This window comes from Pseudomonas sp. SORGH_AS_0199, assembly GCF_031453735.1.
Taxonomy (GTDB): Bacteria; Pseudomonadota; Gammaproteobacteria; order Pseudomonadales; family Pseudomonadaceae; genus Chryseomonas; species Chryseomonas aestiva.
The window spans coordinates 3,045,780-3,057,242 of record NZ_JAVJAE010000001.1; the positions used below are offsets into that span (position 1 = coordinate 3,045,780).

The window sequence follows — 11,463 nt, forward strand, 5'->3', positions numbered from 1 at the left end:
CGCCGATAGCGCTTCTTCCGATTTCCGAAAAATCGTTGGGGTAAAATTACCTGGTCCATGGTCGGATAATCCTCCAATAGCTGTATTTGCGTACAGTACCGCCTAGCACGCAGGTAGCCAACCCTCTACTATCTTAAGGAAACGCTTCGTAAGGAGGACCGTGCCTAGATTGCAATACCCATACTATTTAAAGATTGACTGAGCCCAGTCACGCTGCCCTACTAGCTACTTAAATACACGATGGCAAATAACTCTCTTTCTCTCAAGCACCGAACTAAAGTACTAATACGCCCTCATTGCCAGTCATCTCTTCGGTATTAGATATCACACCCTTTAAGGTCTCAGCTAAAGAATATTTAGCGAAGGCCAGCTAAACTGAAGACCCGACCAAGCTCGATTCTTTAAATTTCATTCAACAACATAGCATCTAAACATGAAAATTCTAAAAAGTTATCTTGACGAGCTTGTTCGCTGAAAAGCTCTTCTCATTAAATCCTTTTCATGCTTCCTTTCCAAATCAAAGATCGCTCTTATATCCAAATCCTCATAATCAGCGAACGCTGAGTTATCAATTTTTTCAATCAAACCAGGATGATCGGAAAAAAAACTCGTATCCAGCCCCTTAAGCAGAGAGTATTTTTCCACGTAATATCTCAAGCCCTCGCCTTTAAAACTGAGCGAATTCAAGAAAATTAGTATTAATTCATTCTGACTCAACTGGGATCTTAAAATATTTGAAAACTGCCTCTTCTCGATGTAACTCACTCTGAACCTGCGGATCGACTTTACATCACGCCCTAAAACCTCGTCACCAACATGATCGTAAGCATCTACACGGGAATCAATGAATTTCATTACTTGAAACAAACTCCTCATATACCTGGAATTTGTATCACCTAGCGACGCCGTATATACGAAAGGCAGCGTCTCAAGCTTTTTAGTCAACTCAATGTAATTCGGATCGTGGGGGACCGACTCATATACTCTCCGGTCACGTTTATAGTTATCTCTATAACTGCAGAAATCTTCGACAATCGCCATTATGGCCGCCCTACCTTTAAGCGTTCCGCGTCCGTAAGCAAAAGACATATCCTCGACAACTTTCAAATGAAGAGTTATCAGGGTTAGCAGACTAGCCTCGACACTTTGGCGCCTGTAGATTCCAGTCTGTGAGTTTTGTATAACGTTGGCTCTACTCGCTTCTTTACGGGCCTCCTGTATATCCTTACGCTGGAGATTCAAACCGTACACCACACTCATCAAAGCAGCAAAACTCAATATAGGATTCAGCATCCCTCCAAAAAAGTCGCCAAGTTGCCCCCAGTAAGCAGCACTGGTAGAATTCTTGAACTCCAGATAAGGCAAATCAACTCCTAAGAAAAAATGACAAACGGCAACAGTCAATATAATAAAAACAAAAGAAGCAGGGAAAAATATTAGCAGTACAGTTATCCAGTGCTCTTTCATCCACCCAATTAAGAGCTCCGACCTACTCGGCCTCACCGGACTACCATCCATCGTCATTCTAATTTTCACAAAACAGCTCCAAATTTGAATTTGCTATTAAAACCCAAGCAAAAACCTGAGTTTAAATTTAAGTTCATGGTTATATTTATTTAACTTTATATATCTCACTGACAATCGCCATAGCGTCGTATTAGCTTATGCTCGAAGTCCATTCCACTAACCAAAGGGCTGAGCGCGTAAAGTAGTTAGATCTAGGCCCCTGGAAAACTGCGCGCCCTCTGGTCGAGCCTGTGGCGCATGAGAGAGGCGCATTAGGAGATAACTATCACTTTGAAGGTAATAGTTTTTGACCCTGGCCCAGGAAAAGGAGGTTGAGGCGGCCGGCATGCTTGCCAGAGAGAAGCGGTGCTCTGTAGTGGAGAGATGCACAGCCATGAAACTGCTCCTTGCTGGTATCCACTCTTCCCGACCCTCATGGCCAGGGCCGGCAGCGCTTACGCACTACCGGAATCCAGTACGCCATCCGCCGCTGCCAGTCCGAAAACCACCCGGCGGGCAGCGTCTTTGCTCTCCTCTGACATTCCCCGGAAGTACCTAAGCAGCTCCACCTCATCATCACTAAGGCTATCCAGCGCCGTTGGTGTCTGCTTGCCGAAGAGGACGAAATTTACATCGACGCCAAGGGATGCAACGGCTATCAGATAACCCGCATCGGGGTTGCGCTCATCTTTTTCATAGTTGAGTTGAGTGTTCTTAGAAACACCAGCCGCCGAGGCCAAATCGGTCTGGCTCATGCGTAGCCGCGCCCGCTCATCCTTCAGGCGTCCACCGATAGTCATAAAATTTGTACCTCGACGCGTTGAAAGTCCCAAAAAATTGGACCAATCTTCACGTCACTCCACTCATAATCACACGATTGTTCACTATGGCCGACACCTACGCTACCGAGCAAGCCTGTAAGGAAGCCCGCGTCCGCCTTGAGATGCAGGGGATCTCTGTCAAGGATTTCGCGCTCAAGCATCAGCTCAGTCCCAGCACTGTGTACGCGGTAATCAATGGGCAAAAGAAGTGCCTGCGTGGCGAAGCACATCGAGCTGCGGTGCTGCTCGGCATCAAGCAAGGCGAGATCCCTGCCACTACCGCGACCCAACACTAGGGCCGCCTGGCCCAGGGAGAAACTGGAAGATGAAACGCCCTGCCCTAGAGACCCGTCGCCAGGTCATCAGCGCCGTGATCTGCGCCTACCCGGGCGGTCGTGAGTGCGCCGCCGCCCGCCTCGGCCTGCCGCTCAAGAAATTCGACAACCACGCCTACGAGACCGCCGGCTGCCGCCCGCTCAATGACCACCAGATCCTCCTGCTGGAGCAGGAGACCGGCACCACCTACCTGGTGGACTACCTCGCGGCTCAGTACGGCGGCTTCTTCGTGCGCCAGGCCGAGGTCGGTGATCTGGACAACCTGGACCTCTACGCCCGCGCCGTGAAGACCGCCGTCAAGCGCGGCCTGGTGGACCAGATCATCGGCCAGGCGCTGGAGGACGGCGTCATCGATGAGCAGGAAGTCGTCCAGATCCTCGGCGCCCACCGCCGGCACCTGGCAGCGCGCGAGGAAGAGATCTGGGCGGTGATCACGCTGCATGCGGCGAGAGGCAGCGGCCGCAAGCACTAGTCACAAGACACACCCTGAAAGCCTGCCAGGACGGCGGGCACGAAGTCGGCGCGGAGCGCCAGAACCCGGCGAGGCCGGAGCCGCAACAGGCGGCAGGGAAGAGAAATGGCGTTGTTCAAGAAACAGAAGAAGGGGCAGTTCTGGTGCTGCTTCTGTGGTGCGCCCCTGGTCTGCCGGACCAGTTGGTTCGCCCACGTATTCCTGCGCCAGCAGGTGTTCCAGTGTCACTTCGCGCCCTGCAGCGCGTCGTTCTATGCCCACACCGAGCTGACCCACCTGGCGAGCCCCAGCGGCCTGCCCAACGCACCCGCCTGCGAGCTGCCGCCCAGCACCAGCCACCTCAACGCCATGGCGCAGAAGGTGTACGCCAGCAATCTCGCTATGCGTGAGCAGCAGCTCGGTCTGCTCGACGACCAGGAAGAAGCCCAGCAGCCCGCCAGAGAGGACATCGCATCGTGAACACCGCCAACCACCCCGCTGACTACCTCGACACCATGCAGGCCGCTGCCCTGACCTACCTACGCCGGCATGAGTGCGAACACCTGGGCCACAGCCAGGCCCTGTTCACCTGCGCCGCCGAACACCTGCAGCTGATGGGCGTGCCCCAGCACACTGCCGAGCGCCTGGTGGTCCGCGCCCATGACCAGATCGAAGCCCTCAAGGGTCATCGTTTCCTGGACATCGACTCCAGCACCGGCGACGTCGTCGTCCTGGTCAACCCGGCCACCGGCCTCCGCTACCGCATTCCGGTCCAGGAGATCTTCGACGCCCTGATCGACGAAGACCCCGGCACCCAGCGCGCCACCCGCTAACCCACTGTCTGCCTGATCCATGCCCGCCTTGCGTGGGTATGGGTGAACTGCGCCTTTTTGCCGCGAGAACCACCATGCCGAACCCCCTTCCCGTCCACATCGAGCTGCCGCCGGCGGTCGCCGAAACCTTCGCCCGCTGGCTCCAGGGCCGCGCCGATTACACCGTCAACCAGCACTGGAACGAGCCGCGCTATGTCCGCATCGAGGACACCGACAAGCGCCGCGCCGCCATCCTGCGCCGCTTCCCCTCCATGCTCGCCGCCCACCAGACCGCCACCCAGATCCGCGCTCAGCTCGCCCAGGTGGAGTGCTGAGCATGTACGCGATGGATCACCAGCTCCGCGCCGACGTGCTGCAGCGCCTCGAGGGCGATCTCGGGATGCGGCACATCGCCGGGACGAACTACATGCGCAAGGGCGAGTGCCCGGCCTGCCACAAGCGCGAGCTATTCACCGATCACCGCGCGCCCTGGGTGCTCAAGTGCGGCCGCGAATCGAAGTGCGGCCAGACCTGGCACGTCAAGGAGCTCTACAGCGACCTGTTCGAGGACTGGTCCGAGCGCTTCAAGCCCACCAGCGACGCTCCGGCCGCGAGCGCCAATGGCTACCTCCAGTTCGCCCGCGGCTTCGACCTGAGCCTGATCAAGGGCTGGTACAGCCAGGAAAACTACTGGGACCGCGCCCAGAGCATCGGCTCGGCCACCGTGCGCTTTGCGCTGGCCAAGGGCGGCTATTGGGAACGGCTGATCGATCGGCCAGCGCGCTTCGGCAGGCAGAAGGCCCGCTTCCAGCCCGGCGCCAGCTACCGCGGTGTCTGGTGGTGCCCGCCGAGCCTGGATCTGCAGACGGTCCAGGAGCTCTGGATCGTCGAGGGCATCTTCGACGCCATCGCCCTGACTCACCACGGCATCGCCGCCGTCTCGGCCATGAGCAGCAACGCCTACCCCGAGCATTCCCTCAAGGACCTGGCCAGCGCGCGCCAGGGCAAACTGCCGAAACTGGTCTGGGCCCTGGACAACGAACCCGGTGCCCACCGCTACATCCGCCGCTGGGCCCGCCAGGCCCGCGAGCTAGGCTTCAAGTGCGAGGCCGCGCAGATCCCGCAACTGTCCAGCCGCAAGGTCGACTGGAACGACCTGCACCAGCGCTGGGCCTTCGAACAGGACGACGCAAAGCGCGAGGAGCGCCGCGGCCAGGACTTCAAGGAGGCGCGGTACCACGGCGCCCTGCTGCTTGCTGACACCGCTGCGGAGAAGGCGGTGCTGATGTACGAATGGCGCGAGCGCCATGAATTCCACTTCACCTTCGAGAGCCGCCTCTACTGGTTCAAGCTCGACCTGGACAAGTACAACAAGGCCCTCACCCACATCGAGGAGTCCGAGCGCGACGAAGACCGCGAGCTGACCACCAAACAGCAGCGCGACAAAGCCATGCGCCTGGCCGGCAACGTGGTCGAGATCGCCAACTGCGCGCCCCAGGCGCTGTACTTCCAGCGCAACGAGGTTACCGACGAGTCCTGGTACTACTTCCGCGTCGAGTTTCCCCACGACGGCGCGCCGGTGAAGAACACCTTCACCGGCGCCCAGGTCGCCGCCGCTAGCGAATTCAAGAAGCGCCTGCTCAGCATGGCCGCCGGCGCCGTCTTCACCGGCAGCGGCACCCAGCTCGACAAGATCATGAAGGACCAGCTCTTCGGCCTGAAAACCGTGGAGACCATGGACTATGTCGGCTACAGCCGCGAGCACGGCTGCTATGTCTTCGGCGACTTGGCAGTGCGGGACGGCCAGCTGCACCAGGTCAACGACGAGGACTACTTCGACTTCGGCAAGCTGCGCCTCAAGACCCTGCAGAAGACCATCGGCCTCAAGCCCAACCCTGCTGCCGGCGACTACCGCAGCGACTGGCTGCCGCTGCTCTGGACCTGCTTCGGCGCCAACGGCCTCACCGCCCTCACCTTCTGGTTCGGCTCGCTGTTCGCCGAGCAGATCCGCGCCCGCTACCAGTCCTTCCCCTTCCTGGAAGCCACCGGCGAGGCCGGCGCCGGCAAGACCACGCTGCTGACCTTCCTCTGGAAGCTGTTCGGCCGGGCCGGCTACGAAGGCTTCGACCCGTCCAAGTCCTCCACCGCCGGCCGCAGCCGCGCCATGGGCCAGGTCGCCGGCATGCCCATCGTGCTGATCGAGGGCGATCGCAATGACCCGGAGAAGGCCCACGCCAAGAGCTTCGATTGGGACGAGCTGAAGGACTTCTTCGGCGGCGGCACCCTGCGCACCCGCGGCATGAAAACGGCAGGCAACGAGACCTACGAGCCGCCCTTCCGCGGCACTATCGCCATCAGCCAGAACGCCCCGGTCAGCGCCTCCGAGGCCATCCTCACCCGGATCGTGAAGCTGCACTTCACCCGCCCGGTGCTGACCGACGAGAGCCGCGCTGCGGCCGACACCCTGAGCCGTATGGACGGCGAGGCCCTGAGCCACTTCCTGCTGCTGGCCACCCGCAAGGAGGCCGAGGTGCTGGCCCGCTTCCACGAGCTCTTCCCGCAGTACGAGGCCAAGCTGCGCCGCCTGGGCGACACCTGCTTTTGCTGCGGTGCCCGCCTCAGCATAGGCGACCACCACTGCCACAGCTGCCAGAGCGACCTGGTCGGCCACCTGCGCATCGAACGGATCGTGAAGAACCACGCCATGATGCTGGCCCAGCTCGATTGCCTCTGCCTCGTAGTGGCCATTCCCGAGGGCATGGTGCGCCAGACCCAGCGGACCATGGTTCGTATTGCCTTGGAGCGCCAAGCCGCCATCAGCGCGGACAACCCGGTCGTCACCGAATTCTGGCAGGTCTACGACTACCTCGAATCCATGAGCAGCGACCCTGTCGTCAACCACAGCGACGACGACAGCCTCATCGCCATCAACCTCAACGAGTTCATCGAGCGTGCTGCCGAGCACCGCCAGCGCCTGGCCGACCTGAGCACCCTGCGCGAGCTGCTCAAGGACAGCCGCCAATTCCGCTACCTGGACAACAAGGTCATTACCAGCCGCATCCGCAAGAACCAGCGCCGCGCCAACCCCCTGGACACCCGCGCGGACAAGGTCCGCTGCTGGGTCTTCGCCAACCCGGCGGGCCCAGCATGACCGGCTTCGAATTCCCTCCCTGCGCGGGCCAAAGCGCGGAAACGAAAAAGCCCGGAGGAGCGGCAACTCCCCCGGGCCCTACCACCAACCCCTGGAGAACCATCATGCGAATGATCCAGAGCAGCAGCACCACACAGCCTATCACGCTCCACCCAACCCTCGCCCACCGGTGCCGAGCCACGGCCCTGCTCGGCGAGGCGCTGATCCGCTACCAGGTCAGCCACACCCTGGGCGACCGCATCCACCTGCTGGCCCTGGCCAGCATGGCCAACGCCCTCGGCGCCCTCACCCAGCAAGACGCCGAGGTCATCAACACCGCTCTGGCCAAGCCGGCCCAGCAGCACACCGGTAAAGGGGCTTGAACATGAACAACCTCAATCTCATCAGCAACGCCTTCCAGTTCGCCGAGCGCGACGTTCGTACCGCCATCGGCGCCGATGGCGAGGTATGGTTCTGCGCCAAGGACGTCTACGAGGTGCTTGGCATCAGCTGGAAAGGTGCGTCAGGCAGTCTGAAAAACATACCCGAAGAGTGGCGGGGGGTATGCTACTGCCAGACCCCTGGCGGGGGTCAGGAGGTGATTTTCATCTCAGAACCCGCTGTCTATCAGACCATCTTCGCCTCTCGTAAACCGGAGGCACAGGCCTTCGCTGGATGGGTCTGCGGTGAGGTACTGCCCGCCATCCGCAAGCAAGGCTTCTTCGGCACCGTCCCCGGCCCGCAGCGGGCCGCCTACTCCCGGCAGATCGCCAAGCTCACTCAGCAGCTGGTGGGCACCAAGGACGCTTTCGCCCGCCAGCTCTTCATCGGCGAGTTGCGCGACCTGTGCAATCTGGTGGGCAGACCGATGCCGGACCTGGCCTTGCTGGGCAAGGACCATCAGCAACTGCCGCTGGAGGTGTGACCGGTGAACACCCTCTTCCTGCTCATGGCCCAGTACCAGGGCGCCGCGGTGGTTCCGCTGGAGCGCCTCTGCACCGACTACTTCAGCCACCTGACGCCCACCAAGCTACGGAGCAAGATCATCGCCGGCGTGATCGACCTGCCGCTGGTGCGGATCGAGAACAGCCAGAAGGCCGCCCAGGGCGTCCACCTCGCTGACCTCGCCCGCTACCTGGACGTGCAGCGCGAGCGGGCCGTCCGCGAGAACGACAAGCTGCACAACCGGGCGAGCTAGCCCGGGACGCGCGCGCCGAGCGTCACCGGCGCCGCGATGATCCTCTCCAACCAGGGCCATCCCGCATAGGGATCGCCCCGGCCTCTCAGGTGCGTATAGCGCCGCAGCGAATTCCAGTCCCGATGGCCCGAGACGCTGGCCACTCGCGGAATGTCCCAGTCCATTTCGAACAGCCGGCTCACGCCGTCGTGCCGCAGATCATGGAAGCGCAGATCCTGCAGGCCGAGGAGCTGGCAGGCCTTGGTGAACGAGGCCGAGATCGAGTCGCCGTTGTAGGGAAAGATCTCCGCGCGCTCGCGCGGCATCGACTGGACGATGGCCCAGGCTTCGTGCGGGAGGTGGCACCAGACGTGGTTGCCGATCTTCTGCCCAGGGTTCTTCATGTCACGCACCAGCACCGCCTGCCGGCGTTCGTCCAGGTCGTCCCAGCGGATCCGCGTGATCTCTTCCTGGCGCCGGGTGGAGAAGATGGCGAAGGCAATGACCTTGGGCATGTTGATCGACGCCGGCCGACGTCGCTGCATTTCGAAAAAGTGCTCCAGCAGCAGATCCAGCTCCTGCAGCTCCGGCCGCCGATCGCGCTCCTTGCTCTTGCTGACCATGCCCATCTTCTTCAGCACCCGGCGGGCGTCGCTCATGGCGTGCGGATCGATCTCGTAGCCCCACGCCGGCCTGGCGATCGACAGCACCGCCGCCAGGTGCGAAAGGTCATTGCCCACCGTCTGCGCCTGCACGCCACCACCCTCGGCACCCATCCGCCACTGGCCGTACTCCACCAGCCGCTGGCTGGTGAGCTCGCGATCCTGCAGGTCACCTAGCCAGGTCTCGCCGATGGCCTTCAGCGTCGCCTCCTTGGTCCGCCCCAGGGTGCCGCCGTACTGCTCCAGATACTTCCCGATCATCTGGCGAACGGTCGTGCCTTGCCGCTGGGCCCGCGCCAAGGCACCTGGCTGGGCCAGCTCCGTTTCCCGCTTGCGAATCCAGGCCTGTGCGGTCTGCTTCCGCTCGAAGGTCTGGGATTCTTGGTAGACTATGACTCCTTCGCGGCGCAGCCTGATCTGGGCGGTATACCTCACGCCCTTCTTGGTTTCCCGCCGTGTAATCGTGCCCATTTGCCGTCCAGTGCTTAAAGTTTTTCCGTAGTGCTTAAATTTAGCACTGACCTCCGAAAAACCAGCAAAAACACGGCAAAACAGTGCTACAAACGAAGCCTCTCAATGCTAGCCGAAACCGCCTCAACCCCAGCCACCACGCGCCCTGAGCCGTCCCGCCGCTTCTCCGTGGCGCCCATGATGGATTGGACGGACCGCCATTGCCGCTATTTCCATCGTTTGCTGTCCCAGCATGCCCTGCTCTATACGGAGATGGTCACCACCGGTGCCCTGTTGCATGGCGATGCCCAGCGCTTTCTGCGCCATGACGAGACCGAGCATCCCCTGGCGCTGCAGCTAGGCGGCAGCGTGCCGGCCGAGCTGGCCGCCGCGGCGCGGTTGGGTGAGCAGGCGGGGTATGACGAGATCAACCTGAATGTCGGCTGCCCCAGCGACCGGGTGCAGAACAACATGATCGGCGCCTGCCTGATGGCCTATCCCGAGCGGGTGGCCGACAGCGTCAAGGCAATGCGCGATGCCGTGGCTATCCCGGTGACGGTCAAGCACCGCATCGGCATCTCCGGGCGCGACAGCTACGAGGCCCTGCGGGACTTCGTCGGCCAGGTCGCCGAGGCCGGTTGCCGCAGCTTTACCGTGCACGCGCGCATCGCCATCCTCGAAGGGCTGTCGCCCAAGCAGAATCGCGAGATCCCGCCGCTGCGCTACGACGTGGCCGCGCGGCTGGTGCAGGATTTTCCGGATCTCGAATTCATCCTGAATGGCGGGATCAAGACCCTGGACACCTGCCGCGAGCAGCTGGAGGTCTTCGATGGGGTGATGCTGGGTCGCGAGGCCTACCAGAATCCCTACCTACTGGCGGAAGTGGACGCGGCGCTCTACGACTGCGACCGCCCGCAACTGACCCGCCATGAGGTCATGCTGCAGCTGCGGCCCTATGTCGAGGCGCATCTGCAACAGGGTGGGCTCATCCATCACGTCACCCGCCATATCCTGGGCCTGGCGCAGGGCTTTCCCGGCGCGCGGCGCTTCCGTCAACTGCTGTCCACCGATCTGCATCGCAGCCCTGAACCGCTGCGCCTGTATGACGAGGCCACTGAACTTCTCAGGGGCCACTGAGTCACGTCTCCACGATGTCCATTCGTTAACCGAAGGAAAGACCTGCCATGAGCAAGCTGGAACAACTCAAGCAATACACCACGGTCGTCGCCGATACCGGCGATCTGGACGCCATCGCCCGCCTCAAGCCCTACGACGCCACCACCAACCCCTCGCTGCTGCTCAAGGCCGCTGCCCTGCCCCGCTACGAAGAACACCTGCAGGCTGCCTTCAGCGGCGCCAAGGGTGACATCGGTCTGGCCTGCGATCGCTTCGCCGTGGCCGTCGGTGGCGAGATCCTCAAGCTGATCCCCGGTCGCATCTCCACCGAGGTGGACGCGCGCCTGTCGTTCGACACCGCCGCCACCCTGGATCGCGCCCATCGCCTGATCGAACTGTACGAGAAGGCCGGTATCGGCAAGGACCGCGTGCTGATCAAGATCGCCTCCACCTGGGAAGGCATCCGCGCCGCCGAGCAACTGGAGAAGGAAGGCATCCAGACCAACCTGACCCTGCTGTTCTCCTTCGCCCAGGCCGCCGCCTGCGCCGAAGCGGGCGTATTCCTGATCTCGCCCTTCGTCGGTCGCATCTACGACTGGTACAAGAAGGCCGAAGGCCGTGACTACGAAGGCGCGGAAGATCCGGGCGTGAAGTCCGTGACCCGCATCTACCAGTACTACAAGGCCAATGGCTACGACACCGTGGTGATGGGTGCCAGCTTCCGCAACCTGAACCAGATCGAGCAGCTGGCCGGCTGTGATCGCCTGACCATCAGCCCCGAATTGCTGCAGCAGCTGTCGGAAGCCCAGGGCGACCTGCCGCGCGTGCTGAACGCCGACAGCACCGGTGGCGAGCCCAAGCAGCAGCTGAACGAGGCCGCCTTCCGCTGGGCGCACAACGAAGACGCCATGGCCACCGAAAAGCTGGCCGAAGGCATTCGCCAGTTCGCGCGGGATCAGGAAAAGCTGGAAGTGCTGCTGCCCGGCAAGCGCTAAGGGATCA

The 11,463-nt window shown here is 61.3% G+C and carries 14 protein-coding genes; 11 read left to right on the forward strand and 3 right to left on the reverse strand.

The window, feature by feature from the left end:
* Positions 1-450 precede the first annotated feature (450 nt).
* Together QE444_RS14370 and QE444_RS14375 are read right to left on the reverse strand one after the other, a co-directional pair.
* Positions 451-1,536 carry a putative phage abortive infection protein gene (locus QE444_RS14370; RefSeq protein ID WP_309739329.1) on the reverse strand — a complete coding sequence of 362 codons (1,086 nt, stop codon included), beginning with the start codon at positions 1,534-1,536 and terminating at the stop codon, positions 451-453.
* A gap of 425 nt (positions 1,537-1,961) precedes the next feature.
* Positions 1,962-2,306 (reverse strand): helix-turn-helix domain-containing protein, encoded by a 345-nt coding sequence (locus QE444_RS14375; protein WP_309739331.1) that lies wholly within the window; start codon positions 2,304-2,306, stop codon positions 1,962-1,964.
* 86 nt (positions 2,307-2,392) lie between these two features.
* On the opposite strand from QE444_RS14375, the gene QE444_RS14380 reads away from it, so the two are divergent.
* The 9 genes from QE444_RS14380 to QE444_RS14420 all read left to right on the forward strand — a co-directional run bounded on the left by QE444_RS14380 (position 2,393) and on the right by QE444_RS14420 (position 8,254).
* On the forward strand, positions 2,393-2,623 hold the full coding sequence (locus QE444_RS14380; RefSeq protein ID WP_309739333.1) for a DNA-binding protein: 231 nt from the start codon (positions 2,393-2,395) through the stop codon (positions 2,621-2,623).
* Positions 2,624-2,652: 29 nt separating this feature from the next.
* Positions 2,653-3,135, forward strand: a complete 483-nt coding sequence (locus tag QE444_RS14385; RefSeq protein ID WP_309739335.1) for a YmfL family putative regulatory protein — start codon at positions 2,653-2,655, stop codon at positions 3,133-3,135.
* Between the two features lie 105 nt (positions 3,136-3,240).
* Positions 3,241-3,594: a hypothetical protein gene (locus QE444_RS14390; RefSeq protein ID WP_309739337.1), complete on the forward strand. Its 354-nt coding sequence runs from the start codon at positions 3,241-3,243 to the stop codon at positions 3,592-3,594.
* On the forward strand, positions 3,591-3,947 hold the full coding sequence (locus tag QE444_RS14395; RefSeq protein ID WP_309739339.1) for a hypothetical protein: 357 nt from the start codon (positions 3,591-3,593) through the stop codon (positions 3,945-3,947). Before QE444_RS14390 ends, QE444_RS14395 begins: the two co-directional genes overlap by 4 nt.
* A gap of 74 nt (positions 3,948-4,021) precedes the next feature.
* Positions 4,022-4,261, forward strand: coding sequence for a hypothetical protein (locus QE444_RS14400; RefSeq protein WP_309739341.1), 240 nt, complete (start codon positions 4,022-4,024; stop codon positions 4,259-4,261).
* Positions 4,262-4,263: 2 nt separating this feature from the next.
* Positions 4,264-7,077 (forward strand): toprim domain-containing protein, encoded by a 2,814-nt coding sequence (locus tag QE444_RS14405; RefSeq protein ID WP_309739343.1) that lies wholly within the window; start codon positions 4,264-4,266, stop codon positions 7,075-7,077.
* Between the two features lie 104 nt (positions 7,078-7,181).
* The gene (locus QE444_RS14410) at positions 7,182-7,439 is read left to right on the forward strand and encodes a hypothetical protein (RefSeq protein WP_309739344.1); all 258 of its coding nucleotides are present in this window, start codon (positions 7,182-7,184) and stop codon (positions 7,437-7,439) included.
* Between the two features lie 2 nt (positions 7,440-7,441).
* Complete coding sequence (locus tag QE444_RS14415) at positions 7,442-7,981, forward strand: BRO family protein (protein WP_309739346.1); 540 nt, start codon at positions 7,442-7,444, stop codon at positions 7,979-7,981.
* Between the two features lie 3 nt (positions 7,982-7,984).
* Positions 7,985-8,254, forward strand: coding sequence for a pyocin activator PrtN family protein (locus QE444_RS14420; RefSeq protein WP_309739347.1), 270 nt, complete (start codon positions 7,985-7,987; stop codon positions 8,252-8,254).
* On the opposite strand, the gene QE444_RS14425 is transcribed toward QE444_RS14420, so the two are convergent.
* On the reverse strand, positions 8,251-9,366 hold the full coding sequence (locus QE444_RS14425) for a tyrosine-type recombinase/integrase (protein ID WP_309739349.1): 1,116 nt from the start codon (positions 9,364-9,366) through the stop codon (positions 8,251-8,253). The genes QE444_RS14420 and QE444_RS14425 overlap by 4 nt on opposite strands.
* Before the next feature lie 105 nt (positions 9,367-9,471).
* Between QE444_RS14425 and dusA the strand changes: the two genes are divergently transcribed.
* A complete protein-coding gene (gene dusA, locus QE444_RS14430) occupies positions 9,472-10,482 on the forward strand; it encodes a tRNA dihydrouridine(20/20a) synthase DusA (RefSeq protein WP_309739351.1) in 1,011 nt (336 codons plus the stop codon).
* Between the two features lie 47 nt (positions 10,483-10,529).
* Complete coding sequence (gene tal / locus QE444_RS14435; RefSeq protein ID WP_133861615.1) at positions 10,530-11,456, forward strand: transaldolase; 927 nt, start codon at positions 10,530-10,532, stop codon at positions 11,454-11,456.
* Positions 11,457-11,463 lie beyond the last annotated feature (7 nt).

Excerpts from the sequence above, each read along its gene's own strand:
- QE444_RS14410 (WP_309739344.1), top strand. The coding sequence starts at position 7,182 with ATGCGAATGATCCAGAGCAGCAGCACCACACAGCCTATCACGCTCCAC.
- QE444_RS14415 (WP_309739346.1), top strand. The coding sequence starts at position 7,442 with ATGAACAACCTCAATCTCATCAGCAACGCCTTCCAGTTCGCCGAGCGC.
- QE444_RS14390 (WP_309739337.1), top strand. The coding sequence starts at position 3,241 with ATGGCGTTGTTCAAGAAACAGAAGAAGGGGCAGTTCTGGTGCTGCTTC.
- tal (WP_133861615.1), top strand. The coding sequence starts at position 10,530 with ATGAGCAAGCTGGAACAACTCAAGCAATACACCACGGTCGTCGCCGAT.
- QE444_RS14375 (WP_309739331.1), bottom strand. The coding sequence starts at position 2,306 with ATGACTATCGGTGGACGCCTGAAGGATGAGCGGGCGCGGCTACGCATG.
- QE444_RS14425 (WP_309739349.1), bottom strand. The coding sequence starts at position 9,366 with ATGGGCACGATTACACGGCGGGAAACCAAGAAGGGCGTGAGGTATACC.
- QE444_RS14385 (WP_309739335.1), top strand. The coding sequence starts at position 2,653 with ATGAAACGCCCTGCCCTAGAGACCCGTCGCCAGGTCATCAGCGCCGTG.
- QE444_RS14400 (WP_309739341.1), top strand. The coding sequence starts at position 4,022 with ATGCCGAACCCCCTTCCCGTCCACATCGAGCTGCCGCCGGCGGTCGCC.
- QE444_RS14380 (WP_309739333.1), top strand. The coding sequence starts at position 2,393 with ATGGCCGACACCTACGCTACCGAGCAAGCCTGTAAGGAAGCCCGCGTC.
- dusA (WP_309739351.1), top strand. The coding sequence starts at position 9,472 with ATGCTAGCCGAAACCGCCTCAACCCCAGCCACCACGCGCCCTGAGCCG.
- QE444_RS14405 (WP_309739343.1), top strand. The coding sequence starts at position 4,264 with ATGTACGCGATGGATCACCAGCTCCGCGCCGACGTGCTGCAGCGCCTC.